Source organism: Hydrogenophaga sp., from assembly GCF_051858985.1.
Taxonomy (GTDB): Bacteria; Pseudomonadota; Gammaproteobacteria; order Burkholderiales; family Burkholderiaceae_C; genus Hydrogenophaga.
The window spans coordinates 771804-796437 of sequence record NZ_JBHYGM010000001.1; the positions used below are offsets into that span (position 1 = coordinate 771804).

The window sequence follows — 24634 nt, forward strand, 5'->3', positions numbered from 1 at the left end:
AGGGGTTCAGTGAGGCTGGAAGGTGACGCGGTCCGGCACCGGCTTGAATTCGCCGATGCGGCTCCACCAGGGCATCAGGAGGAAGAAGCCGAAGTAGAACAGCGTGCCCACTTGCGAAACGCGCTCGCCCACCGGCGAGGGCGGCAGCACACCCAGGTAGCCCAGGATCAGGAAGTTGATGACGAACACCGCATAGAGCCACTTGTTCCAGCTCGGACGGTAGCGGATCGATTTCACGGGGCTGTGATCGAGCCAGGGCAGGAAGAACAGGATGATGACCGCGCCACCCATGGCCACCACACCCCAGAACTTGGCGTCGATGGACATCATCAGCGCCACGAGCACCACGGCAGCCGCCACGATGCCCAGCTTGATCGCACCGGATACCTTGGCTTTCATGGCACCGAGCGCGGCCGCGAGGACCACAATCACCACCAACGCATACATCATCTCGGTGGTGATGGCGCGAAGCATGGAGTAGAACGGCGTGAAGTACCAGACTGGCGCGATGTGCAGCGGTGTCACCAGTGGATCGGCCGGGATGAAGTTGTTGTACTCGAGGAAGTAGCCGCCGAATTCGGGCGCAAAGAAAATGATGGCGGAGAAGGCCATCAGGAACACCGTGACCCCCAGAAGGTCGTGCACGGTGTAGTAAGGGTGGAAAGGAATGCCGTCCAGCGGCTTGCCCGAAGCATCCTTCTTGGCCTTGATTTCCACGCCATCGGGGTTGTTGGAGCCCACTTCGTGCAGCGCAATGATGTGCGCCACCACGAGGCCCAGCAGCACCAGAGGCACGGCTATCACGTGGAAGCTGAAGAAACGGTTCAGCGTGGCATCGCCCACCACGTAGTCGCCACGTATCAGCAGCGCCAGGTCGGGACCCACGAAGGGAATGGCAGCGAAAAGGTTCACGATCACCTGGGCGCCCCAATAGGACATCTGGCCCCAAGGCAGCAGGTAGCCCATGAAGGCCTCGGCCATCAGGCACAGGAAGATCGCGCAACCGAACACCCAGACCAGCTCACGCGGTTTGCGGTAGCTGCCGTAGATGAGGCCTCGGAACATGTGCAGGTAGACCACGACGAAGAAAGCGGAGGCGCCGGTGGAGTGCATGTAGCGGATCAGCCAGCCCCAGGGCACGTCGCGCATGATGTACTCGACGGAGGCAAAGGCCAGCGCGGCGTCCGGCTTGTAGTGCATCACCAGGAAGATCCCGGTCACGATCTGGATCACCAGCACCAGCAAGGCCAGCGAGCCAAAGAAGTACCAGAAGTTGAAGTTCTTTGGCGCGTAGTACTCCGCCAGATGCTCGTTGTAGAGCTTGGAGAGCGGGAACCGGTTGTCGATCCAGTTCAGGGCTTTCTGACCCATCGGTGCGTCGGGGGAAATTTCTTTGAATTCAGCCATGGGGTGCCTTCTTGATCCGTTGTCTGCCAGCGCCGCGGGGCTCAGGCCTGCTTTTCTTCACCCACCAACAGCGTGGTGTCGGACAGGTAGTAGTGCGGTGGCACCTCCAGGTTGTCCGGGGCGGGCTTGTTCTTGAAGACGCGGCCGGCCACATCGAAGGTGGAGCCATGGCAGGCGCACAGGAACCCGCCTTTCCAGTCGTCGGGCAGCGAAGGCTGCGGCCCGGGCGTGAGCTTGTCGCCAGGGGAGCAGCCGAGGTGGGTGCAGATGCCCACGGTGACGAGGAACTCGGGCTTGATGGAACGGTGACGGTTCTTGGCGTACTCGGGAGTCGGGTAGGCCGTGCGGTCGGAATTCGGGTCGGCCAACTGGCCTTCGATGGTCTCCAGCGCAGCGAGCTGCTCGGGCGTGCGCCGAAGGATCCACACCGGCTTGCCGCGCCATTCGACGACGATTTTTTCGCCCGGCTGAATGCCGGAAATATCCACCTCGACCGCTGCACCTGCGGCCCTGGCGCGCTCGGATGGCTGGAACGTGCTCACGAAGGGAACGGCGACGGCGGCTGCGCCAACGCCACCCATGGCGCAGGAGGTGATCAGCCAGGTACGGCGGCTGCGATCGACGGTCGCGCCAGCGGTTGCTTCACTCATGGGGATCTTTCAATGAGGTACGGTCGGGACACTAGGGACAACCCGGCATTGTACTGGAGCGCCAAGGCCTGGCCGGGCGTTGCCGGGGTAGCTGACTGGAGTATTTCGGCAGGCTGCCGACCGTCCCGGTGAGAGTGCCTTCCCCACCCACGGGCTGTGTAAGAATGCACCGCGATACGTTCAATCCAACCGCAGCCTGGAGGGCACCATGGGCATGATGCAGGAGTTCAAGGAGTTTGCCGTCAAGGGCAACGTCATCGACCTCGCCGTTGGCGTGATCATTGGCGGAGCCTTCGGGAAGATCGTCACCTCCATGGTGGAAGACATCATCATGCCCATCGTGGGCGCCATCTTCGGCAACCTGGATTTCACCAACCTCTACATTGCGCTCGGCAGGGTTCCGGAGGGAACGGCACCCACGCTGGCCGCGCTGAAAGCGGCGGGCGTGCCCACCCTGGCCTATGGCAGCTTCATCACGGTGGCGCTGAATTTCACTATCATGGCCTTCATCATCTTCATGATGGTCAAGCAGATCAACCGCCTCAAGCGCGAAACGCCAGTGCCGCCGCCAGCACCGGCCGCTACGCCGGAAGACGTGCTCCTGTTGCGAGAGATCCGCGACAGTCTGAAAAAGTAAGCTACCCCGTCGCCCGCATCGCAGCGTCGATCGCGGCCAGCAAACTGGCCGCGCTGGCCCGGCCAGTGCCGGCCAGGTCAAAGGCCGTGCCGTGGTCCGGGCTGGTGCGCACAAAGGGCAAGCCCAGTGTGGTGTTCACGCCGTGCTCCAGCCCCAGGAGCTTGACCGGGATCAGCCCCTGATCGTGGTACATGGCCACGACGACGTCAAAGTCGCCCTGGCGGGCCCGCATGAACACGGTGTCGGGGGCATGCGGGCCGCTGGCATCAATGCCCGCCTTGCGGGCCCCCGCGACGGCCGGCGCAATCACCTCGATCTCCTCCCGTCCGAAGAGTCCCCCCTCTCCAGAGTGTGGGTTGAGGCCCGCCACCGCAATGCGCGCGCGCGGGTGGCCCAAGCGCTGAAAGTGCGTGTGAGTGGTCTCGATGGTCTGCAGCACCCGGGCGGTGGTGACCGCATCCAGTGCCTGGCGCAGCGACATGTGAATGCTCACCAGTACCGTGCTCAACCCCGGACTGCTCAGCATCATGCGCACGGGCATGGCAGTGACGGGTACGCCGGCGTGCTCGGCCGCCAGCGCCTGCAGGAGCTCGGTGTGGCCCGGATGCGAAACGCCTGCCGCGGCGAGGGATTCCTTGTGAATGGGTGCCGTCACCACGGCTCGCGCCTCCCGCCGCAGCGCGGCGCGAGCGGCAAATTCGATGCACTCTGCGGCGGCTCGACCGGCTTGCGCGCCGATGTCGCCCCAGGCCACGGGCTGGACGAGGGCGCAGGCCTGCACCACGGCCATGCAGCCCACCGGCACCCCGGGCAGGCTCGCCAGTGTCCCGATCTGCGCCAGCATCAGCGCATCGGCGCGTGGCTCGTGCGCACCAAGGCTCAGCGCGCGGCGCAGCGTTGGCACGTCACCCGCCACCACCACTTTGCCGAGCAGATCGGGCCGCTCGCGCAGCGCCTTGACCACGATTTCCGGGCCAATGCCGGCAGGATCGCCCATGGTCAGCACCAACGGCCGCAACAAGGAAGTCGACATGGTGCGTCTCAGGCGGGGTTGTCGATGTCGATGAACACGTGCGTGAGGCCCAGCTGGGCTGCGACGTGCGCCCCCACTGCCGGTGCGCCATACCGTTCGGAGGCGTGGTGCCCGCAGGCGATGTACGCCACACCACTCTCGCGCGCGTAATGCGCCTGGGGTTCGGATATCTCGCCGGTGATGAACACATCGGCGCCAGCCGCAATGGCGGACTCGAAATAGCCTTGCGCACCTCCGGTGCACAGGGCCACGCGGCGAACGGGCCGATCGGGCTCGGCCACCAGCGTCACCGCCCGCCCGAGCTGCTTCGCCACATGATCGGCGAGCCGAGCTGCAGACGAAGCTTCGCACTCGCCCAGGAAGCCCAGTGACTGGTCACCAAAGCGGCCACGCGCGTCCGGATACACCGACACGCCCAGCCGCAGCGCCAGTTGGGCGTTGTTGCCCAGCCTGGGGTGCGCATCCAGCGGCAGGTGATAGGCCAGCAGGTTGATGTCATGGGCAAGAAGGCGGGAGAGCCGCTGCTTCATCCAGCCGGTCACGCGGCCGTCCTGGCCGCGCCAGAACAAGCCGTGGTGAACCAGAATGGCGTCCGCGCCCTGCTCGATGGCCGCATCGATCAAGGCACGGCTGGCCGTGACGCCCGAGATCAGCTTGCCCACCGTGTCGCGACCCTCCACCTGGAGTCCGTTGGGGCCGTAGTCCTTGAACTGTGCGGGCTGAAGCAGTTCCTCCAGGCAGGCGGTGAGGTCAGCACGGGTGACGGAGGACATGGGTGGCGGGCTGTATGGCGGCGGAAGGCGAAAGGAACTCCATTCTGACACCCGACACGACGCGAGCCTGCCGCCCCCCCTGGGAACCGGCACGGGTTGAAGCCGTCGTTCGCGAAGCCATTTGCTGGACAATACGGTGCGCGAATCGGCCACCAGCCGGCAAGAAACCGGAACCATTCGCGTCACTCAACCGTCCGGCCCCAACATGAAACGTCTCTGGCTTCTCTTCGCCCAAACCGTCACCGTGGCGGTGGCGGCCCTGTTCGTCGTCGCCACCCTGCAGCCTCAGTGGCTGGGTCGCGCGTCGAGTATGGGTTCTGTGGTGCCTGTGCTGCAGGCTCCGGCGCCCGCGCCCACGGAGGCTGCGGCTTCGGGCAGCTTTCGCGCTGCCGCCAAGGCAGCCTCGGCGGCTGTGGTGAGCATCAACACCAGCAAGGCGCCGCTGAACAATCCGCAGAGCGCTGATCCCTGGTTTCGATTCTTCTTTGGAGATCAGGCGCCGTCGCAACAGCAAAGCGGCCTGGGCTCGGGTGTGATCGTGAGTCCGGCAGGCTATGTGCTCACCAACAACCACGTGATCGAGGAAGCCGACGAGATCGAGGTAATCCTGAACGACGGTCGGAAGTCGGTGGCGCAGGTGATCGGCACGGATCCGGAAACGGATCTCGCGATCCTGAAGATCAACCTGACCGACCTGCCCGTGATCACGCTTGGCAATTCCGATGCACTGGAGATTGGCGATCAGGTGCTGGCGATCGGCAATCCCTTCGGCGTGGGACAAACCGTGACCAGCGGTATCGTCAGTGCGCTTGGCCGCACCCAGCTGGGGATCAACACCTTCGAGAACTTCATCCAGACCGACGCGGCCATCAATCCGGGCAACTCGGGCGGCGCCCTGGTGGACGTCAATGGCCACCTCATGGGCATCAACACCGCCATCTACTCGCGCTCGGGCGGCTCCATGGGCATCGGGTTCGCCATTCCCACGTCCACGGCACGCAGCGTGATGGAAGCCATCGTCAAGGATGGACAGGTGACGCGTGGCTGGATCGGCGTGGAACCACAAGACCTGGGCCCTGAACTCGCAGAGAGCTTCGGCATCGCGCCGGGGAGCGGAGTGATCATCACCGGCGTCCTGCAGAACGGTCCCGCGGCTCAGGCCGGTATCAAGCCAGGCGACGTGATCACGGCCGTGGCCGGACGCAACGTGACCAGCGTGGCGCAACTGCTCTCTGCAGTGGCCAATCTGTCACCCGGTACGCCGGCCACCCTCGACGTGGTGCGCAAGGAAGGCCGGACGCAAGTGCAGGTCACGCCGGGACGTCGCAACCTGCCTCGACAGGCCGCAGCGCGCTGAAAGCGGGTTCAGGACGCGGAGGTTTCCTTTTCCGCGTCTTCCTCGGGCTTGGCCGAGGTCTTGATGAACCAGTGCGCGCCAAGGATGCCCAGCTCATAGAGCAGACACATGGGCACGGCGAGCGCCAGTTGGGAAATCACATCGGGTGGTGTGACCACCGCGGCGATGACGAACGCCACCACGATGAAATAGCCCCGGAAATCCTTGAGCTTCTGCACCGTCACCATGTTCATCTTGACCAGCAGCACGACCACGATGGGAACCTGGAACGCGAGCCCGAAAGCCAGGTACAGCGAGAGGATCGCCTCCACATAGGACGCGATATCGGGTGTGGCGGCCACGCTGGCGGGCGTGAACTGCTGGATGAAACCGAACATCTTGTCCAGCACGAAGAACTGCACGAAGGCAATGCCGGTGTAGGCCAGCATGCTGCCCAGCACAATCAGGGGAATGGCGAAGCGCTTCTCGTGGCTGTAGAGACCGGGCGCCACGAATGCCCATACTTGGTACATCCACCACGGCAGCGAAAGCAGCAGCGCAGCCATGGCAAGCACCTTGATGGGCACGAAAAACGGCGAGAACACGCCAACGGCAATGAGCTTGGCGTCCGGCGGCATGTGGGCGCGGATGGGCACCGCGATCAGGTCGATCAGTCCGCTGGGCCCAGGCCAGACCGCCAGCAATGCCATACAGATCGCCAGGCCCACGATGCCGTAGAGCAACCGATCGCGCAGCTCCTTCAGGTGCTGGACAAAAGGCTGCTCGGAACCGGCGAGTTCGTCGGTGGAATCTTTGGGGTCGGACATCAACGGGGGGCGGAATTGGAGCGCGGCCGGAATCGGGCCACACGGGCCGCACCGGACTGGGTGCGGGTACGCACGCCAGCGCGGGCCTTGTACCACTGCGGCATGGCCCCTTGCTTGAGGCGCCAGTTCTTCCGGGGATGTTTGTAAACCGGGGGTTCAAGCGATCCCAGTGGTGAACTGGTGTCGTACGAACTCGCTGCGCCGTCGAGCCCGGCGGTGGCCTCCGACCAGGATTTCTCGAAGTCACTGGCACCGCTTTGCACCGAAGACTCCATGTCGCGCGCGGCCTCGGTCACCGAGTCCTTCATCTTCCGGAGCTCCTCCAACTCCATGGAACGGCTCACTTCCGCCTTGACGTCGGACACATAGCGTTGCGCCTTGCCCAGCAAGGCGCCCACCGTGCGCGCCACGCGCGGCAGCTTCTCGGGTCCGATGACGATCAATGCCACCGCCCCGATGAGCGCCAGTTTGGAAATGCCCAGATCAATCATGGGAAGACCATTCCACGGACCAGGTCACCGAACGGGTGCCCCGCACCGTGCGCCGTGGCATCAGCTCTTGTGCTTGGCTTCGACGTCGATGGCGTTCTTGTCGGCACGAGATTCCTGGGTGACCTGCGATGCCGGGGTGGCGGTGGTGGTGGTGTCAGCGGGGTTCTGGCCCCCTTCCTTGATGCCGTCCTTGAAACCTTTGACGGCACCGCCCAGGTCAGACCCGATGTTCTTGAGCTTCTTGGTGCCGAACACCATCACGACGATCAGCAGCACGATCAGCCAGTGCCAGATGGAAAACGAACCCATGATGATCTCCAGACTTGAATAAAGGTAGCGACAGGCGCAATGGGTGGGATTCTAAGCCCGGGAGGGAGTTCAGCCTCTCTCGATCCGGGGCTCGACAGACGGGCGAAGGGGGTATTCAGCCGCGCAACCAGGGGCGCGGACCGCCCATCACATGCCAATGGAGATGGTGGACTTCCTGGCCGCCTTCGACGCCCGTGTTGCACACCATGCGAAATCCGCCCTCGGGGTATGGACTGCAGCCTTCCTGCAGAGCCAGTTGGGGGGCGAGCACCATCATACGACCCATCAGCGCCTCGTGTTCCGCGCCCAGTTGCGCCATGGAGCTGATGTGCTTTTTGGGAATCATGAGGAAATGCACGGGAGCCCACGGATGGATATCGTGGAAGGCGAAGACATCGTCGTCCTCATACACCTTGCGCGACGGGATCTGACCGGCAACGATCTTGCAGAAAAGGCAGTTCGGGTCGTGTTCGCTCATGGTTCAGGAGGGCATGGGCCGACTCGCGTTCATGCGAACCATGCCTTTGACGATGCGGTAGAGGAACCAGATGGAAATGAGACACCAGGCCACCAAACCGGGGATGAAGAACAACAGCCAGAGCGGTGCTGTCACCAAGTAGAGCACGCCAGCCCAGATGACTGTGCGGATGCGCCACGAAAAATGGCTCGCCTGCCAGGTGCCTTGCGCGTCGCCCTTTTTCACGAGGTCGATCACCAGCGCAATGATCAGCAGCGCCGGGCTGGCCTGCGCCCCCGGCAGCACTGCGGCCAACGCCACCACCAGGTGAAGGATGTAACTCACCCACCCCACCGTCTTCAAGGACTGCGCCATTTCGCTGTCGACAGCTTCGACGTCGATGATGTCACTCATGGAGATTCCCTTTCACCTGGTTTGCTCACCAGAGGAGGCTTCGCGCTGCAGCACCTTGCGCATCGCCTTTTCTTCCAGACCGCTCAGGCCTTCTCGCCGGACCAGCTCGGCCACCACGTCGGCCGGGCCCAGGTTGTAATGAGCCAGTGCAATCATGCAGTGGAACCAGAGGTCGGCGGTTTCGTTCACCAGTTTCTGCGGATCGCCCCCATGGTCAAGGTCCTTGGCCGCCATCACGGCTTCGGTCGCCTCTTCGCCGATCTTCTTCAGGAAGGTGTCGGGGCCTTTGTGCAGCAGGCGCGCCACGTAGCTCTTGTCGGGGTCGCCGCCATTGGCGGGCTTGCGGCCCTCGATCACGGCGGCCAGTCGCGCGAGGTCGTCTGAGGTGGACATGGTCGGCTTACCTGTAGATGGACTCGGGGTCTTTCAGCACGGGCTCGACCGCATTCCAGTGGTCGTTCTCCAGCCTCTGGAAGAAGCAACTGTGGCGGCCCGTGTGGCAGGCAATGCCGGGCTCGTGCCCGAGCTGGGTCACCTTGAGCAGCACCACGTCGTTGTCGCAATCCATCCGGATGTCGTGCACGGTCTGAACGTGGCCGGACTCTTCACCCTTGAACCAGAGCCGCTCGCGCGAGCGGCTGTAATACACGGCGCGTCCGAGCGCGGCGGTTCTCTCCAGCGCTTCGCGGTTCATCCAGGCAAACATGAGGACGTCGCCCGAGGCGGCCTCCTGCGCGATCACCGGCACCAGACCCTGCGCGTCCCACTTCACTTCATCGAGCCAGTTCATGGCGGGAATCTACCATGCGCTTGCGTCTGGACACATATGCTCCAATGAATGCCGGTAGGATGAATCCGATCCTGCCCTTACCGAACGTCCAAGGACCCCCTCATGAAACTCCGCACCGTGCTCCTGGTCGTCTTCATCCTGCTCATAGCCGGTTTTGTTGCCCTGAACTTCGAGCAGATCCTGCTGCCCACGCCGCTCAATTTTGGCGTCACACAAGTGCAGGCTCCCCTGGGGCTGGTGTTGCTGGGCATGCTGGCGCTGGTGCTGGTGGTTTTTCTGGCGGCGCTGGTCTATTCGCAGACGCTGCACATGATGGAGGTGCGCCGCATCACCCGCGATGCCGCCGAGCAGCGCACGCTGGCCGACAAGGCGGAAGCGTCCCGTTTCACCGAACTGCGGCAGTACCTGCAGACGGAGTTGCAGGCCACTGCCGCACGTGAGCGGGAACTGGCCGACAGGATGAACTTGAAGATGGATCAGGTTCAGGCCGCGCTGACCCAGGTGATCGAGCAGACTGGGAATGGACTGGGCGCCAGCATCGGAGAACTGGAAGACCGGTTCGAGCGGCAGAACCTGCCCCGCAACGAGCGGCTCTAAGGGCTGCGGCTCAGAGCCGCACGGGAATCCCGCGCTCGGCCATGCGGGCCTTGGCCTGAGCTACGGTGAACTCACCGTAGTGGAAGATGCTCGCGGCCAGCACCGCGTCTGCGCCACCTTGCTGCACGCCATCGGCCAGATGGTCGAGGTTGCCCACGCCGCCCGATGCAATGACGGGCACGTCCACCGCGTCGGCCACCGCACGCGTCAAGGACAGATCGAATCCTGACTTGGTGCCATCGCGGTCCATGCTGGTCAGCAGGATTTCGCCCGCGCCATGCTCGGCCATCTGCCGGGCCCAGGCCACCGCATCCAGCCCCGTGTTCTTGCGCCCCCCATGGCTGTAGACATCCCAGCCCTCGCCGCGCTCGCGCAGGTCATCGGCATGCCGGCGTTTGGCATCGATCGCCACCACGATGCACTGCGAGCCGTACTTCGCGGAGGCGTCCCGGATCACTTGAGGGTTGGCGATGGCGGCGGAATTGAAACTGGTCTTGTCGGCGCCGGCATTGAGGAGTCGGCGGACGTCTTCCACCGTTCGCACACCTCCGCCCACCGTCAGGGGAATAAACACCTGGGACGCCACGGCCTCGATGATGTGCAGGATCAGGTCGCGTCCGTCGGAGGTGGCCGTGATGTCCAGAAAGGTCAGTTCGTCGGCGCCTTGCTCGTTGTAGCGCGCTGCGATTTCCACAGGGTCGCCGGCATCGCGCAGTTCGACGAAGTTCACGCCTTTGACCACGCGGCCGCCCGTGACATCCAGGCAGGGAATGATGCGTTTGGCGAGCATGTCAGGCCGCAGCGCGGGGCCGCCCCCCCTTGGGGGGCAGCGAATACACGAAGTGATGAGCTTGAGGGCGATTCATATCATCCGTTGAGTTCGTCGGCGAGCTGCTGCGCGGCTTCGAAGTCCAGATCGCCGCTGTAGATCGAGCGGCCACAGATCACGCCTTCGACGCCCTCGTCTTCGACCGCACACAGCGCACGGATGTCCTCGAGGTTGGACAGGCCGCCCGAGGCGATCACGGGAATGGACAGTGCCTGAGCGAGCTTGACCGTGGCGTCGATGTTGATGCCGGAGAGCATGCCGTCGCGACCGATGTCGGTGTAGATGATGCCTTCGACGCCGTAGTCCTCGAACTTCTTGCCCAGGTCCACCACCTCGTGGCCAGTCAGCTTGCTCCAGCCGTCGGTGGCGACCTTTCCGTCCTTGGCGTCCAGGCCAACGATGATGTGGCCGCCGAACGCGGTGCAGGCGTCCTGCAGGAAGCCCGGGTTCTTCACCGCGGCGGTGCCGATGATCACGTAGCGCAAGCCGGCATCGAGGTAGCGCTCGATGGTGTCGAGGTCCCGGATGCCGCCACCGAGCTGCACGTCGACCTCCGCGCCCACCTCCTTCAGGATGGCGCGGATGGCCTGTTCGTTCTTGGGCTTGCCGGCAAAGGCGCCGTTCAGGTCCACCAGGTGCACCCGGCGTGCGCCTTTGTTGACCCAGTTGCGGGCCATCGCCGCCGGGTCTTCACCGAACACCGTGGATTGGTCCATGTCGCCCTGTTTGAGGCGAACGCACTGGCCGTCTTTCAGATCAATGGCAGGAATCAGCAGCATGATGATGTGATGTCAGTGAAGGCAGAAGGACTCAGGGATTCCAGGACAGGAAGTTGCGGTAGAGCGCCAGACCCTGATCGGCGCTCTTCTCGGGGTGAAACTGGGTGGCAAAAATGTTATCGCGGGCGATCGCTGCGGAGAAGCGTCCCCCGTAGTCGGCTTCGCCCACCGTGTGCAGCGACTGGACCGGCCGAGCATAGAAGCTGTGCACGAAATAAAAATAGGCGCCTTCCCCAATGCCGGCCCACAGCGGGTGCACCGGACGCCCGAGCTCGTGAAACACCGGGTTCCAGCCCATCTGGGGCACCTTGAAGCGGCTGCCGTCGGCCTGCAGACGGCCTTCCAGGCGGAACCGGGCCACTGCGCCGGGGAACAGGCCCAGACCGTCGGTGGGCCCTTCTTCACTGCGGTCGAGCAGCATCTGCATGCCCACGCACACGCCAAACAGTGGCTTGTTGGCGGCTGCGTGCAGCACCGACGCCAGCAGGCCGGAGCCGGCCAGCTCCCGCATGCAGTCGCCCATGTGGCCCTGCCCGGGCAGCACCACGCGATCGGCGTCGAGCACCTCCTGCGCGCTGGAGGTGACACGCACGTCCACATCTTCCGCACGTGCCACGTGCTGCACCGCCTGCGACACCGAGCGCAGGTTCCCGCTGCCGTAGTCCACCACGGCGACTGTCTTGCGTTTCATGGCCGGGAAGGGGTTACAGCGAGCCTTTGGTCGAGGGAATCACGTCGCCCATGCGCGGGTCGCGCTCCAGGGCCATGCGCAGGGCACGGGCGAAGGCCTTGAACACGGTCTCGGCCTGGTGGTGCGCATTCTCGCCGTGCAGGTTGTCGATGTGCAGGGTCACGCCGGCATGGTTGACAAAGCCCTGGAAGAACTCAAAGGCGAGTTGCGTATCGAAGCCGCCGACCATGCCGCTCTTGAACGGGACGCGCATGTGCAGGCCGGGGCGACCCGAGAAATCAATGACCACGCGCGACAAGGCTTCATCCAGCGGCACATAGGCGTGTCCGTAGCGACGAATGCCCTTTTTGTCGCCCACGGCCTGCGCGAAGGCCTGGCCCAGCGTGATGCCCACGTCTTCCACGGTGTGGTGGCCGTCGATGTGCAGGTCGCCCTTGGCCTGGATGTCCAGATCGATCAGCCCGTGGCGCGCGATCTGGTCGAGCATGTGGTCGAAGAAGCCAATGCCGGTGGACAGGCTGGCCTGGCCCGTGCCGTCGAGGTTGACGCGCACGCCGATCTGCGTTTCCGAAGTGTTGCGCTGCACGTGCCCGATGCGGTCGGACACGGTGGCGGCGGGAGGCGTCTGGGTCATAGGGTGGTTTGGAGGGCGCGGATCAACTGGTCATTCTCCGACGGCGTGCCCACCGTCAGGCGCAGGCATTCGGCCAGCAGTGGATGCATTCTAGAAACATTCTTCACCAGAATGCCCCGGGCCTTCAGCCCGTCGAAGCAGCGTTGCGCATCGGGCACACGCACCAGCACCATGTTGGCCTCGCTGGGAAAAGGCTTCACACCCGGCATTTCCGCCAGCGCGGCAAGGAGCCGGCCACGCTGTTCCCGGATGTCGGCCGCCTGCCGGGCGAAAACGTCGGCGTGTTCCAGCGCGAAGAGCGCGCACTCGGCGTTGAGCACGCTGACGTTGTAGGGCGGACGCAGCTTGTCCACTTCGTGCAGCAGCGCCTGCGGCCCCAGCATGTACCCGATGCGGACACCCGCCAGGCCGAACTTGGAGAGCGTGCGCATGAGCAGCACGTTGGCGTTGTCCGCTGGCTCTGCACGAATCTCGTCCAGCCAGCTCCGACTGGAAAAGGGCTGGTAAGCCTCATCCATGACCACCAGGCCGCCAAAGCTGGTCGCTTCGGCGATCAGGCGGCGGATGGTGTCCGCACTCCAGAGATTGGCGGTGGGATTGTTGGGGTAGGCGATGAACGTGATCGCCGGGCGGTGTTCGCGCATCGCCGCCAGCATCGCAGGCTCGTCGAGCCCGAAATCGGGCGTGAGCGGCACACCCACGAACTTCAGGCCTTGCAGCTGAGCGCTCATGGCGTACATCACAAAACCAGGCAGCGGAGCCAGGATGGTGGCGCCTGGCAAGTCGCAACCCATGGCGAGCAGCGAAATCAGCTCATCGGAGCCGTTGCCCAGCATCAGCGCGTGTCCTACGGGCAGGTCCACATGGCGGGCCAGCGCCTGCTTCAATTCTTCGATGCGCGCACCGGGGTAGCGGTGAATGGCGACGGCGCCCAGTCGCAAGCCCAGTTCGGCCTGCAGCGCGGCGGGCAATGCAAAAGGATTCTCCATCGCGTCGAGCTTGACCATGCCGGTCGAGTCCTGGATGGCGTAGGCGTGCATGGACTGCACATCCTGTCGAATCATGCCCAGGGGGTTGGCGCTCATGGGCGCTCCCGCATGGGCGGCACCACATCCAGCCGCAACTCGGCGGCACGCGCGTGCGCCTGCAGACCTTCGCCATAGGCCATTTCAGCCGCGATCCTGCCCAGGCCCTGCGCGCCGGCCTGGCTCACTTCAATGAGGCTGCTGCGCTTCTGGAAGTCGTAGACGCCCAGCGGCGAGGAAAACCGCGCCGTGCCGCTGGTCGGCAGGACGTGGTTGGGCCCGGCGCAATAGTCGCCCAGGCTTTCGCTGGTGTACGCGCCCAGGAAGATCGCGCCTGCGTGCTTGAGCAGCGGTTCCCACCGGTGCGGCTCGCTGCTGGAAACCTCCAGGTGCTCAGGCGCAATTCGGTTGCTGATGGCGCAGGCCTCTTCCATGCTGCGGGTGTGGATGAGCGCACCCCGATCGCTCAGACTTCTGGCGATGATGGCCGCGCGCGGCATGGTGGACAGCAAGCGGTCGATCTCGCGCTGCACGGCGTCGATGTAAGCGGCGTCCGGGCACAGCAGGATGCTCTGGGCCAGCTCGTCGTGCTCGGCCTGGCTGAAGAGGTCCATGGCCACCCACTCGGCGGGCGTGCTGCCGTCGGCCAGCACCAGGATCTCGCTGGGGCCTGCAATCATGTCGATGCCAACGGTGCCGAACACGCGCTTCTTGGCGCTGGCCACATAGGCATTGCCGGGGCCGGTGATCTTGTCGACCTTGGGCACGGTGGCGGTGCCGTAGGCCAGGGCAGCCACAGCCTGGGCGCCGCCGATGGTGAAAGCACGCGTCACACCGGCCACGTGCGCGGCCGCGAGCACGAGTTCGTTGCGCTCTCCTCTCGTGGCGGTGGCGACGCCGTTGCCGCCGGTGGCCACGCTGCCGCGCACCGGCGTGGGCACCACCATGATGATGTCCTGCACGCCAGCCACATGCGCCGGCACGGCGTTCATGATCAGGCTGGACGGGTAGGCCGCCTTGCCGCCCGGCACGTAGATGCCGACCCTGTCCAGCGGCGTGACCTTCTGGCCCAGCAGCGTGCCGTCTTCGTCGCGGTAGCTCCAGCTCTCTCCACCGGCCTTCTTCTGGGCCTCGTGGTAACTGCGCACGCGGCGCGTGGCGGCCTGAAGCGCTTCGCGCTGCGCCTCGGGCAGGCCGTCGAAAGCCCGTTTGAAGTCGGCTTGCGTGAGTTCCAGCTCGGCCATTCCGGCCGCGACCAGGCCATCGAAACGCGCGGTGTACTCGAGCACGGCGGGATCACCGCGCCGCTGCACATCGGCCAGGATGTCGGCCACGCGCTGCTCGATGGCGCCATCGGTCTCCGAAGACCAGTGCAGTCGGGCCTGGAAACGGGTTTCGAAATCGGCGTCGGCGGTGGACAGGCGCAACGGTTCGGCCTTCAGGCTCATGGCTGGCGGTCTCCCTGGGCGATGGCGCCAGCGAAGGCTTCGATGATGGGGCGAATGGTCGCCTGCTGAAGCTTGAGCGAAGCCTGGTTGACCACCAGGCGGGCACTGATGTCCATGATGCGTTCGACCTCCACCAGCTGGTTGGCCTTGAGCGTGTTGCCGGTGGACACGAGGTCCACGATGGCGTCGGCCAGGCCGGTGAGGGGCGCGAGCTCCATGCTGCCGTAGAGCTTGATCAGGTCCACATGCACGCCCTTGCCGGCGAAGAACTCGCGAGCGATGTGGGTGTATTTGGTGGCGACCTTCAGGCGCGAACCCTGTCGGACCGCCGAGGCGTAGTCGAAGTCGGCACGCACGGCCACACTGACGCGGCAACGCGAAATGTTCAGGTCCAGCGGCTGGTACAGGCCCTGGCCGCCATGTTCGATCAGGGTGTCCTTGCCGGTGACACCCAGGTCGGCGCCGCCGTATTCGACATAGGTGGGCACGTCGCTGGCGCGCACCAGCACCACGCGCACGCCAGGGTGGCTGGTGGCCAGGATCAGCTTGCGCGACTTTTCCGGGTCTTCCAGCACCTCGATGCCGGCCGCGCGCAGCAGCGGCAGGGTTTCGTCGAAGATGCGGCCTTTCGAAAGGGCAAGCGTGATCATTTGATGCGTTCAATGTCGGCGCCGATCCGGCGCAATTTCTCTTCCATCTGGTCGTAGCCGCGGTCCAGGTGGTAGATGCGGTCGACAATGGTCTCGCCTTCGGCCACCAAGCCGGCGATCACCAGGCTGGCGGAGGCGCGCAGGTCGGTGGCCATGACGGTCGCACCCGACAGGCGCGGCGTGCCTTCGATGACCGCCACCTTGCCATCGGTCTGGATGCGCGCGCCCAGGCGGACCAGTTCGTTGACGTGCATGAAGCGGTTCTCGAAGATGGTTTCAGTGACTTTGCTGGCGCCTTCGGCGATGCAGTTCAGCGCCATGAACTGGGCCTGCATGTCGGTCGGAAAGCCTGGGTACTCGGTGGTGCGGAAGCTCTGTGCCTTCAGCCGCCCCGACGCACGCACCCGGATGAAATCTCCGTCGGCGTCCTTGCCCGCCTCGATCTCGGCGCCGGCTTCATGCAGCTTGTCGATCACCGCGTCCAGGTGATCGGCGCGGCCATGGCGCAGGACCACATCGCCCCCCGTGGCGGCCACGGCGCAGAGGAACGTGCCGGTCTCGATGCGGTCGGCGACCACCTGGTGGGTGCAACCGTGCAGGCGGTCCACGCCCTGCACATGAATGCGGCTGGTCCCATGGCCTTCGATCTTCGCTCCCATGGCGATCAGCATCTCGGCCAGATCGCCGATCTCGGGCTCCTGCGCGGCGTTCTCCAGCAGGGTTTCGCCCTCGGCGAGCGCGGCGGCCATGAGGAAGTTCTCGGTGCCGGTCACGGTCACCATGTCGGTGGCGATGCGCGCACCGTGCAGGCGCTGGCGACCCGCGGGCAGCCGCGCCACCATGTAGCCATGCTCGACCACAATCTCCGCGCCCATGGACTGCATGCCCTTGATGTGCTGGTCCACCGGGCGAGAGCCGATGGCGCAGCCCCCGGGCAGCGAGACACGGGCATGGCCAAACCGCGCGAGCAGCGGACCGAGCACCAGCACCGAGGCGCGCATGGTCTTGACCAATTCATAAGGCGCTTCAGCCTTGATCGGCTCGGCCGCCTGCAGCGTGATGCCGCCACGTTCGCCGTGCATCGAGGTCTGCACGCCCATGTTGTCGAGCAACTGGCGCATGGTGGCCACGTCGCGCAACCTCGGCACGTTGTTCAGGGTCACCGGGTCGGCGGTGAGCAGTGCCGCACACAGCTCAGGCAGCGCGGCGTTCTTCGCGCCGGAGATGTTCACCTCTCCGCCCAAGGTCCGGCCGCCGGTGATTCGCAGTTTGTCCATGTGTGGCAGGGGTTCAGGGTTGGGCCGCCCATTCGGCAGGCGTGTAGGTCTTCATCGAAAGCGCGTGCACCTCGTCGTTCTGAATGCGCGGGCCCAGCGTGCCGTAGACGGCCTGATGGCGCTGGATGAGGCGACGCCCCTCGAAGGCGGGCGAAACGATCACGGCGGCCCAGTGGCGGCCGTCGCCCGTGACTTCGATGTGCTCGCAGGGCAGGCCCGCGGCGATGAGGGTTTGCAGTTGTTCAGCGGTCATGTCAGTGTCGGATCTTGTAGCCGGTCTTCAGGAGGTGCAGCGCGATGGCGCTCACCACGAGCAACGCGCCACCCACCAGCGCCAGGCTGATCCAGGGCGACACATCGCTCACGCCGAAAAAGCCGTAGCGGAAGCCGTCGATCATGTAGAAGAACGGGTTGAGGTGGCTCACGCGCTGCCAGAAATCGGGCAGGGAATGGATCGAGTAGAACACGCCCGAGAGAAAGGTCATGGGCACGATGATGAAGTTCTGGAAGGCGGCCATCTGGTCGAACTTTTCGGCCCAGAGCCCGGCGATCAGTCCCAGCGCACCCAGCAGGGCAGCCCCCATGAAGCCAAAGGCAAGGATCCACAGGGGCGCTACCAGCGAAGGCTGGGCGAACCACCAGGTGACCACCATCACACCAAGCCCCACCGCCAGACCGCGCACCACCGAGGAGCCCACGTAGGCCACGAACCACGCGCGGTGCGACAGGGGTGTGAGCAACAGAAACACGAGGTTGCCCATGATCTTGCTCTGGATCAACGAGGAGGAACTGTTGGCAAAAGCGTTCTGCAGCACGCTCATCATCACCAGGCCCGGCAGCAGAAACGCGGTGTAGCTCACCGAGTCGTAGACCTGAACGCGGTCTTCGAGCACATGGCCGAAGATCATCAGATAGAGGATGGCGGTGATCACCGGCGCGGCCACGGTCTGGAATCCCACCTTCCAGAACCGGAGCACTTCCTTGTAGAAAAGCGTCTGCCAGCCGGTCATGCCAGCACCTCCGCAGCCGCCGACGCGCGCGGATGCGCACCGGTCAGGTCGAGGAAGACATCTTCCAGGTCGGCTTTGCGAATCTCGATGTCCTCCGGCGACACGCCCACTTCGCGCAGTCGCGCCAGGATGCGTTCGACGGCCAGCGCGTCGTTGGCCGGCAACTGCACCACGCGCCCGGTGATGCGCGCCTGCACCGCCAGATCGGTCGGCAGGGCCGCGTCCGTCTTGAATCGCAGCACGTTGGACGCAGCGCGAGCCAGCAGCGCCGACGTGGATTCCAGGGCCACCACCCTGCCCTGCTTGAGCATCGCGATGCGCCCGCACAGTGCCTCGGCCTCTTCGAGGTAGTGCGTGGTCAGCAGCACGGTGCTGCCCAGGCGCTTGTTGAGGTCGGAGACAAACTGCCACAGCGTCTGCCGCAACTCCACGTCCACACCCGCGGTGGGCTCGTCGAGCACGATGACCGGGGGCTTGTGCACCAGCGCCTGCGCGATCAGCACCCGGCGCTTCATGCCGCCCGAGAGCTGGCGCATGTTGGCCGTGGCCTTGTCGGCCAGTCCCAGGCCTTCGAGCAGCTCATCGATCCAGGCGTCGTTGTTCCGGATGCCGAAGTAGCCCGACTGGATGCGCAGGGCCTCGCGAACGTTGAAGAAGGGATCGAACACCAGCTCCTGGGGCACCACGCCGAGCTGGCGGCGCGCCGCGGCGTAGTCGGCCTGCACATCGCTGCCGTGCACGAGCACACGCCCCGCAGTGGCTCGCGCCAGGCCCGCCAGCACGCTGATGAGCGTGGTCTTGCCCGCGCCGTTGGGTCCCAGCAGGCCAAAGAACTCGCCGGGTTCGATGTCGAAGGACACCGATTGCAGCGCGTGCAGGTCGCCGCGCGGTGTCGTGTAGGTCTTGGAAACGTTCTGGAAGGAGACGGCTGGCATGCGCGGGCAGGACCCATGGGTCACCGGCGGCGGGCAGGACATCTGGCCGCCAGAGGAGGTGAACCGGGTATTTTATGCGTCGACCGCCATCCCCGCTGACGGCGGGACGCTGCCGCTTTCAGGCGGTGACGAGCAGCTCCTGCACGCCGTAGAGTCCGGCCAGATCCTGCAGCCGGCGGGGCCAGCCTTCGACCGTCAAGGTCTTGCCGCGAGCCTGCAAGCGGCGACGCAGTTCAAGCAGCACCGCGAGCGCCGAGGAATCGAACTCCCGCAGCGAATCGGCCTGGAGCACCACGGTGGCGCCCCCCTGCTGCGCCAACTGGCCATCCAGACGCTCCAGCGTCGGGACGGCTTCCTCCAGCGTGAGTCGCTCAGGCAAGGCCAGGGAGGCGTGCTCGGCCATGAAGGATCAGCTGGCCTTGGCCGTGTTGCTCTTGTTGCGCTGGACCAGCGAGGCAATCAGGCCATCGATGCCCTTGGCGCCGATCTCCTGCGCAAACTGGGTGCGGTAGGTTTCCACCAGCCAGACGCCGAGCACGTTCAAGTCGTAGATCTTCCAGCCCGAGGGCGTCTTTTCCATGCGGTAGTCGAGCTGGATCGGGTCGCCCTTGCCGCGAACCTCTGAGCGCACCACCACCTCGGTGTCTTCGGGCTTGGAACGCATGGGACGGTAGGTGACGGTCTGGTCCTTGACCTCGCCCAGTGCGCCGGAGTAGGTGCGCACCAGCAGCGTCTTGAACTCGTCCTGCAACTGCTTTTGCTGCTCGGGGGTGGCCTGGCGCCAGTAGCGGCCCACCGCCGACGCGGTCATGCGCGTGAAATTCACGTTGGGCATGATCTTGGTGTCCACCAGGCCCATGATGCGGTTCACGTCACCTGCCTGGATGGCTGGGTCGGCCTTGATGGCAGCCAGCACCTCTGCGGAGACGCGCTTGACCAGCGCGTCGGGCGCCTCGTCATTGGCCAGAGCGGGCAGGGAGACCGCGGCGGCGGACATCATCAAGGCGGCGAGCCAGGAGCGGCGTTTCATCATGTGTTTTCCTTTCGAGGCCGTTGGCCTTGCTGCAGACAGGGCAGCGTAAGTCATCTGAGCGGCTGCCGTGTGAAGGGGTTCCCCCTCAATCGTTGCTTTTCGTATCTTCCTGCGAGCCCCCGTCGCCGGTGCCGATGCCTTTGTCGATCATGTCGTCAATCTGGCTCTGACGCCGGTTGAGGTAGAGGTCGCGCGTGAAACTGTATTTGTCCAATGCAGCCTCTTCCAGCATCGATCCCGCCCGAAGGAAGCTGGCACGCGTGTGCACGACCCGCAGCGCATACAAGGAATTGCGCGCCGACACGGGCGTGACACCGGTCATCAGGTCGCCCTGGCTGTCCACCAGCAGGCCTGCTGTGTCGCGCGCGGTCGAAGGCCCCAGCACCGGAAGCACGAGGTAAGGGCCCGCCGGCATGCCCCAGCGCCCCATGGTCTGGCCGAAATCGATGCGGGTGCGCGGAATACCGGCCTCGCTGGCGATGTCGAGCAGGCCACCCAGGCCGAAGAAGGTGTTCAGGTTGAAGCGTGTGAGGTTCTCGGTGGCCTCGCGTGGACGCAGCTGCAGGACGGCATTGAAAGACGACCAGAGATCACCCAGGTTGCTGAAGAAGTTGCCCACGCCGGTCTGGACCAGGGGAGGTGTGACGTCCTGGTAGACCGTGGCCACGGGCTTGAGGACGGCCTCGTCCACGGCATCGTTGAATTTGGTCACGCCGCGGTTGAAAGGCTCGAGCGGATCGCGCGGGTTGGCGTCGGGGCCGGTGGCGCACGCGCCCAGCATCGACAACGACAACAACAAGGCACCCGTTTTGACGGCCCGGTGGCGGCCCAGATCTTGGTTTGACATGTGTTCTACCCCTGCCGGACTCATTCTTTCGTGGGTTCGCTGGCCGGTTCCTTTTCGCCGTCGGCGGCCCGGCTGAAAAGGAACTGGCTGATAAGGTTCTCGAGGATCACGGCCGACTGCGTCTGCGTGATCACGTCGCCATCGGCGATGTTGCGTTCGTCCCCGCCGGGCTCGATGCCGATGTACTGCTCGCCCAGCAGGCCGCTCGTGAGGATCTTGAGCGAACTGTCCTTGGGAAAAGCGTAGCGGGATTCCAGGGCCAGCGTGATGTTGGCCTGGAAGGTTTTGTCATCAAACGTAATGGATTCCACGCGGCCGACCAGCACGCCGGCGCTGCGCACAGCGGCCTTGGCCTTCACGCCGCCGGCGTTGTCGAACCGGCCCACTACTTTGTAGGTCTTCTCGAAATTCAGGGTCAGCAGGTTCGCGGATTGGAGCGCAAGAAACAGGATGGCCGCTGCGCCGATGAGCACAAACAGGCCCACCCAGACGTCGTTCTTGGAAGATTGCATGGTGTTTTCTCCGCTGAAAGGGGTGCTTCTCAGATGCTGAACATCATGGCAGTCAGGACGAAGTCCAGCGCCAGCACGCTCAACGATGCGACCACCACGGTGCGGGTGGTGGCGCGCGACACGCCCTCGGGCGTGGGGTGGGCCTCAAAGCCCTGGAGCAAGGCGACGAAGGTGACGGCGAAACCAAAGACGATGCTCTTGAGGACCCCATTGCCGACATCAGCCCACACATCCACACCGCCCTGCATCTGGCTCCAGAATGCGCCGCTGTCCAGGCCGATGAGCAGCACGCCGACGACCCAGCCGCCCAGGATGCCGACCGCACTGAACACGGCCGCCAGCAGCGGCATGGTGAACACGCCTGCCCAGAAACGGGGCGCGAGCACGCGGCGCACCGGGTCCACGGCCATCATTTCCATGGCGCTGAGTTGCTCGCCCGCCTTCATGAGACCGATCTCGGCCGTGAGCGACGTGCCCGCGCGACCCGCGAACAACAGCGCGGTGACCACAGGTCCCAGTTCGCGCAGCAGGCTCAGGGCCACCATCATGCCCAGGGCCTCGGCCGAGCCGTAACGCTGAAGAATGTAGTAGCCCTGCAGGCTGAGCACGAAGCCCACGAACAGACCCGAGACCGCGATGATCGCGAGCGAATGGTTGCCGAGAAAATGGATCTGGTCGCGCACCAGGCCGGGGCGGCGCAGCGCAGCGCCCAGCAACCAGAGCAGACGGAAGAAAAGCCGGGTGCCGTGCCCGATGTCCGCCAACTGGCGGCGCACGGCAAATCCCACGCGGGCTGGGTGCAGGGCATTCATCGACGTGACCTTCCGCGGGACAAGCCAAAGTCTTCAGCCAGTTCTGGCCCCGGATGGTGGAAGCGCACCGGTCCGTCCGGCAGGGCATTGACGAACTGCCTGACCAGCGGGTCTTCGCTGTGGCGCACTTCTTCGGGCGTTCCCTGCGCGGCGATCTTGCCGTTGGCGAGCACGATGACCTGATCGGCGATGTGGAAGGTTTCGTCGAGATCGTGAGACACGACGATGCTGGTCAGCCCCATGGCGTCGTTGAGCTGTCGGATCAACCGTGCTGCCGTGCCCAGGGAAATGGGGTCCAGACCGGCAAACGGTTCGTCGTACATCACCAGCTCGGGGTCAAGCACGATGGCACGGGCCAGCGCCACGCGCCGCGCCATGCCGCCTGACAGCTCGCTGGGCATGAGATCGCGCGCACCGCGCAACCCCACCGCGTTGAGCTTCATGAGCACGATGTCTCGCACCAGTGCGTCGGGCAAGGCCGTGTGCTCAATCAACGGGAAGGCCACGTTGTCGAACACGCTCATGTCGGTGAACAGCGCCCCGAACTGGAACAGCATGCCCATGCGGCGCCGCGCGGCATACAGGGCCTTGGGGTTCATCACGGTCACGTCCTGGCCGTCGAACAGCGTCTGGCCCTTCTGCGCACGTATCTGTCCACCGATGAGCTTGAGCACCGTGGTCTTGCCGCCACCCGACGCGCCCATGAGCGCCGTGACCTTGCCACGCGGCACGGTCAGCGAGATGTTGTCGAGGATGGCGCGCTCACCGTAACCAAAGGTGAGGCTGCGCAGTTCGACCAGAGGGGTGTTGGAATCGGTGGGCATCAAACAAAAACCGGGCAGTTCAGGGCCCGGTTTTTGGATGATACGGGATTCAGGGTTGACCCTGAGCGCCGCTGTGTTTCGATAGATATCAGCGGTGTTTCAATAAATGTCAGCGCGGGAGATCAGAAAACCCCATGAGGTACTCGTCCACCGAGCGCGCGGCCTGGCGGCCTTCGCGGATCGCCCACACCACCAGACTCTGGCCGCGGCGCATGTCGCCAGCGGCAAACACCTTGGGCACGTTCGTGGCGTATCCCTGGATGAACTCGGTGGTGGCTTTGGCATTGCCCCGGGCGTCCTTTTCCACGCCAAAGCCATCCAGAATGCTGGCGACCGGATTCACGAAACCCATGGCCAGCAACACCATGTCGGCCTGATAGGTCTTCTCGGTGCCGGGAATCTCGGCGAGCTTGCCGTCTTTCATTTCCACATGAACGGTCTGCAGGCCGGTGACCTTGCCTTTTTCACCGATGAAAGCCTTGGTGGAGATCGCGAACTCCCGCACGCAGCCTTCTTCGTGGCTGGAGCTCGTGCGAAGCTTGAGCGGCCAGTAGGGCCAAACAAGAGGCTTGTTCTCCTGCTCGGGCGGCTGAGGCATCACCTCGAACTGCGTGACGCTGGCCGCGCCGTGGCGGTTGCTGGTGCCCACGCAGTCGCTGCCGGTATCGCCTCCCCCGATCACGATCACGTGCTTGCCGTCGGCGCGGAGTTGTCCCTTGAGCTTGTCACCCGCGTTCACCTTGTTCTGCTGCGGCAGGAATTCCATCGCGAAATGGATGCCGTCGAGCTCACGGCCGGGCACGGGCAGGTCGCGACTCTGCTCTGCGCCGCCCGTGAGCAGCACCGCATCAAAGTCTTTCTGGAGTTGCTCGGGCGTGATGGTCTCCTTGGCCCAGTTCGTCACCTTGCTGTCCTTGGGCAGGCTGCCCACCATCACGCCGGTGCGGAACACCACGCCTTCTGCTTCCATCTGCGCCACGCGGCGGTCGATGTGGCTCTTCTCCATTTTGAAGTCGGGGATGCCGTAGCGCAGCAGGCCGCCGACGCGGTCATTTTTCTCGAACAGCGTCACGTCGTGACCCACACGCGCCAGCTGCTGGGCGGCCGCCATGCCGGCCGGGCCGGAACCCACCACGGCGACTTTCTTGCCGGTCTTGTGACGCGCAGGCTGCGGCTGCACCCAACCTTCGGCCCAAGCGCGGTCGATGATGGCGTGCTCGATCGACTTGATGCCCACGGGGTCGTCGTTGACGTTGAGCACGCAGGCCGCTTCGCACGGAGCCGGGCAGATGCGACCGGTGAACTCCGGGAAGTTGTTGGTGCTGTGAAGGACGGTGATGGCGTTCTTCCAGTCGTTCTGGAACACCAGGTCGTTGAAGTCCGGAATGATGTTGTTGACCGGGCATCCGCTGTTGCAGAACGGCGTGCCACAGTCCATGCAGCGCGCGGCCTGCACCTTGGACTGGGCTTCGTCCAGGCCCACCACGAATTCCTTGTAATGCTTCAGGCGCTCCGGCACGGGCTTGTAGCCCTCTTCCAGACGCTCGAATTCCATGAAGCCGGTGACTTTTCCCATGATGCGTGTCCTTCAATCGTTTTCAGTGCGG

At 64.6% G+C, this 24634-nt stretch carries 32 protein-coding genes; 3 read left to right on the forward strand and 29 right to left on the reverse strand.

The genetic code is table 11. The annotated features are described in order from the left end of the window. Positions 1–6 precede the first annotated feature (6 nt). Positions 7–1407, reverse strand: coding sequence for a cytochrome b (locus tag ACTIEY_RS03760; RefSeq protein ID WP_439517750.1), 1401 nt, complete (start codon positions 1405–1407; stop codon positions 7–9). A gap of 41 nt (positions 1408–1448) precedes the next feature. After that, the gene (petA, locus tag ACTIEY_RS03765) at positions 1449–2057 is read right to left on the reverse strand and encodes a ubiquinol-cytochrome c reductase iron-sulfur subunit (protein ID WP_439517751.1); all 609 of its coding nucleotides are present in this window, start codon (positions 2055–2057) and stop codon (positions 1449–1451) included. A gap of 208 nt (positions 2058–2265) precedes the next feature. Here petA and mscL point away from each other — a divergent pair, with 208 nt between their 5' ends. Next, positions 2266–2694, forward strand: a complete 429-nt coding sequence (mscL, locus tag ACTIEY_RS03770) for a large conductance mechanosensitive channel protein MscL (RefSeq protein ID WP_439517752.1) — start codon at positions 2266–2268, stop codon at positions 2692–2694. Position 2695: 1 nt separating this feature from the next. On the opposite strand, the gene pdxA is transcribed toward mscL, so the two are convergent. Together pdxA and ACTIEY_RS03780 are read right to left on the reverse strand one after the other, a co-directional pair. Further along, the gene (pdxA, locus tag ACTIEY_RS03775) at positions 2696–3727 is read right to left on the reverse strand and encodes a 4-hydroxythreonine-4-phosphate dehydrogenase PdxA (RefSeq protein ID WP_439517753.1); all 1032 of its coding nucleotides are present in this window, start codon (positions 3725–3727) and stop codon (positions 2696–2698) included. Positions 3728–3735: 8 nt separating this feature from the next. Continuing rightward, positions 3736–4500: a Nif3-like dinuclear metal center hexameric protein gene (locus ACTIEY_RS03780; RefSeq protein ID WP_439517754.1), complete on the reverse strand. Its 765-nt coding sequence runs from the start codon at positions 4498–4500 to the stop codon at positions 3736–3738. A 205-nt stretch (positions 4501–4705) separates the two neighbouring features. Here ACTIEY_RS03780 and ACTIEY_RS03785 point away from each other — a divergent pair, with 205 nt between their 5' ends. Continuing rightward, positions 4706–5857, forward strand: coding sequence for a S1C family serine protease (locus tag ACTIEY_RS03785; RefSeq protein ID WP_439517755.1), 1152 nt, complete (start codon positions 4706–4708; stop codon positions 5855–5857). 8 nt (positions 5858–5865) lie between these two features. Here ACTIEY_RS03785 and tatC read toward each other — a convergent pair whose 3' ends face one another. The 7 genes from tatC to hisI form a co-directional block, all read right to left on the reverse strand. Next, on the reverse strand, positions 5866–6663 hold the full coding sequence (gene tatC / locus ACTIEY_RS03790) for a twin-arginine translocase subunit TatC (protein ID WP_439517756.1): 798 nt from the start codon (positions 6661–6663) through the stop codon (positions 5866–5868). Beyond that, on the reverse strand, positions 6663–7154 hold the full coding sequence (gene tatB, locus ACTIEY_RS03795) for a Sec-independent protein translocase protein TatB (RefSeq protein ID WP_439517757.1): 492 nt from the start codon (positions 7152–7154) through the stop codon (positions 6663–6665). The genes tatC and tatB overlap by 1 nt, the downstream gene beginning before the upstream one ends. A gap of 60 nt (positions 7155–7214) precedes the next feature. Beyond that, the gene (gene tatA / locus ACTIEY_RS03800) at positions 7215–7463 is read right to left on the reverse strand and encodes a Sec-independent protein translocase subunit TatA (protein ID WP_439517758.1); all 249 of its coding nucleotides are present in this window, start codon (positions 7461–7463) and stop codon (positions 7215–7217) included. 115 nt (positions 7464–7578) lie between these two features. After that, positions 7579–7941, reverse strand: coding sequence for a histidine triad nucleotide-binding protein (locus ACTIEY_RS03805; RefSeq protein ID WP_439517759.1), 363 nt, complete (start codon positions 7939–7941; stop codon positions 7579–7581). 3 nt (positions 7942–7944) lie between these two features. After that, positions 7945–8334 (reverse strand): DUF4870 family protein, encoded by a 390-nt coding sequence (locus ACTIEY_RS03810; RefSeq protein WP_439517760.1) that lies wholly within the window; start codon positions 8332–8334, stop codon positions 7945–7947. Positions 8335–8346: 12 nt separating this feature from the next. Further along, positions 8347–8727 carry a phosphoribosyl-ATP diphosphatase gene (locus tag ACTIEY_RS03815; protein WP_439517761.1) on the reverse strand — a complete coding sequence of 127 codons (381 nt, stop codon included), beginning with the start codon at positions 8725–8727 and terminating at the stop codon, positions 8347–8349. A 7-nt stretch (positions 8728–8734) separates the two neighbouring features. Continuing rightward, positions 8735–9133 (reverse strand): phosphoribosyl-AMP cyclohydrolase, encoded by a 399-nt coding sequence (gene hisI, locus ACTIEY_RS03820; protein ID WP_439518269.1) that lies wholly within the window; start codon positions 9131–9133, stop codon positions 8735–8737. A gap of 93 nt (positions 9134–9226) precedes the next feature. Between hisI and ACTIEY_RS03825 the strand changes: the two genes are divergently transcribed. Continuing rightward, on the forward strand, positions 9227–9721 hold the full coding sequence (locus ACTIEY_RS03825) for a LapA family protein (RefSeq protein ID WP_439517762.1): 495 nt from the start codon (positions 9227–9229) through the stop codon (positions 9719–9721). A 10-nt stretch (positions 9722–9731) separates the two neighbouring features. On the opposite strand, the gene hisF is transcribed toward ACTIEY_RS03825, so the two are convergent. The 18 genes from hisF to ACTIEY_RS03915 form a co-directional block, all read right to left on the reverse strand. Further along, positions 9732–10511 (reverse strand): imidazole glycerol phosphate synthase subunit HisF, encoded by a 780-nt coding sequence (gene hisF, locus ACTIEY_RS03830; protein ID WP_439517763.1) that lies wholly within the window; start codon positions 10509–10511, stop codon positions 9732–9734. A gap of 77 nt (positions 10512–10588) precedes the next feature. Continuing rightward, on the reverse strand, positions 10589–11329 hold the full coding sequence (gene hisA, locus ACTIEY_RS03835) for a 1-(5-phosphoribosyl)-5-[(5-phosphoribosylamino)methylideneamino]imidazole-4-carboxamide isomerase (protein ID WP_086122687.1): 741 nt from the start codon (positions 11327–11329) through the stop codon (positions 10589–10591). A 31-nt stretch (positions 11330–11360) separates the two neighbouring features. After that, positions 11361–12020: an imidazole glycerol phosphate synthase subunit HisH gene (hisH, locus tag ACTIEY_RS03840; RefSeq protein WP_439517764.1), complete on the reverse strand. Its 660-nt coding sequence runs from the start codon at positions 12018–12020 to the stop codon at positions 11361–11363. A gap of 13 nt (positions 12021–12033) precedes the next feature. After that, positions 12034–12654 (reverse strand): imidazoleglycerol-phosphate dehydratase HisB, encoded by a 621-nt coding sequence (hisB, locus tag ACTIEY_RS03845; RefSeq protein WP_439517765.1) that lies wholly within the window; start codon positions 12652–12654, stop codon positions 12034–12036. After that, on the reverse strand, positions 12651–13739 hold the full coding sequence (gene hisC, locus ACTIEY_RS03850) for a histidinol-phosphate transaminase (protein WP_439517766.1): 1089 nt from the start codon (positions 13737–13739) through the stop codon (positions 12651–12653). The genes hisB and hisC overlap by 4 nt, the downstream gene beginning before the upstream one ends. After that, positions 13736–15127: a histidinol dehydrogenase gene (gene hisD / locus ACTIEY_RS03855; RefSeq protein ID WP_439517767.1), complete on the reverse strand. Its 1392-nt coding sequence runs from the start codon at positions 15125–15127 to the stop codon at positions 13736–13738. The genes hisC and hisD overlap by 4 nt, the downstream gene beginning before the upstream one ends. Beyond that, entirely contained in the window at positions 15124–15777 is a 654-nt protein-coding gene (gene hisG, locus ACTIEY_RS03860; protein ID WP_439517768.1) for an ATP phosphoribosyltransferase, read from the reverse strand. Before hisG ends, hisD begins: the two co-directional genes overlap by 4 nt. Next, the gene (gene murA, locus ACTIEY_RS03865; protein WP_439517769.1) at positions 15774–17054 is read right to left on the reverse strand and encodes a UDP-N-acetylglucosamine 1-carboxyvinyltransferase; all 1281 of its coding nucleotides are present in this window, start codon (positions 17052–17054) and stop codon (positions 15774–15776) included. Before murA ends, hisG begins: the two co-directional genes overlap by 4 nt. Positions 17055–17067: 13 nt before the next feature. Beyond that, positions 17068–17307 (reverse strand): BolA family protein, encoded by a 240-nt coding sequence (locus tag ACTIEY_RS03870; protein ID WP_439517770.1) that lies wholly within the window; start codon positions 17305–17307, stop codon positions 17068–17070. A 1-nt stretch (position 17308) separates the two neighbouring features. Beyond that, positions 17309–18064: an ABC transporter permease gene (locus ACTIEY_RS03875; protein ID WP_439517771.1), complete on the reverse strand. Its 756-nt coding sequence runs from the start codon at positions 18062–18064 to the stop codon at positions 17309–17311. Continuing rightward, positions 18061–18999 (reverse strand): ABC transporter ATP-binding protein, encoded by a 939-nt coding sequence (locus ACTIEY_RS03880; protein WP_439517772.1) that lies wholly within the window; start codon positions 18997–18999, stop codon positions 18061–18063. Before ACTIEY_RS03880 ends, ACTIEY_RS03875 begins: the two co-directional genes overlap by 4 nt. 118 nt (positions 19000–19117) lie before the next feature. Next, positions 19118–19402, reverse strand: coding sequence for an STAS domain-containing protein (locus ACTIEY_RS03885; RefSeq protein ID WP_439517773.1), 285 nt, complete (start codon positions 19400–19402; stop codon positions 19118–19120). A 6-nt stretch (positions 19403–19408) separates the two neighbouring features. Then, a complete protein-coding gene (locus ACTIEY_RS03890; RefSeq protein ID WP_439518270.1) occupies positions 19409–20029 on the reverse strand; it encodes an MlaC/ttg2D family ABC transporter substrate-binding protein in 621 nt (206 codons plus the stop codon). An 88-nt stretch (positions 20030–20117) separates the two neighbouring features. Continuing rightward, positions 20118–20879, reverse strand: a complete 762-nt coding sequence (locus ACTIEY_RS03895) for an MlaA family lipoprotein (protein WP_439517774.1) — start codon at positions 20877–20879, stop codon at positions 20118–20120. Positions 20880–20899: 20 nt separating this feature from the next. Further along, complete coding sequence (mlaD, locus tag ACTIEY_RS03900) at positions 20900–21391, reverse strand: outer membrane lipid asymmetry maintenance protein MlaD (protein WP_439517775.1); 492 nt, start codon at positions 21389–21391, stop codon at positions 20900–20902. A gap of 29 nt (positions 21392–21420) precedes the next feature. Beyond that, positions 21421–22203, reverse strand: coding sequence for a lipid asymmetry maintenance ABC transporter permease subunit MlaE (mlaE, locus tag ACTIEY_RS03905; protein WP_439517776.1), 783 nt, complete (start codon positions 22201–22203; stop codon positions 21421–21423). Next, the gene (locus tag ACTIEY_RS03910; protein WP_439517777.1) at positions 22200–23027 is read right to left on the reverse strand and encodes an ABC transporter ATP-binding protein; all 828 of its coding nucleotides are present in this window, start codon (positions 23025–23027) and stop codon (positions 22200–22202) included. Before ACTIEY_RS03910 ends, mlaE begins: the two co-directional genes overlap by 4 nt. A gap of 109 nt (positions 23028–23136) precedes the next feature. Beyond that, entirely contained in the window at positions 23137–24603 is a 1467-nt protein-coding gene (locus tag ACTIEY_RS03915; RefSeq protein ID WP_439517778.1) for a glutamate synthase subunit beta, read from the reverse strand. Positions 24604–24634: the final 31 nt, after the last annotated feature.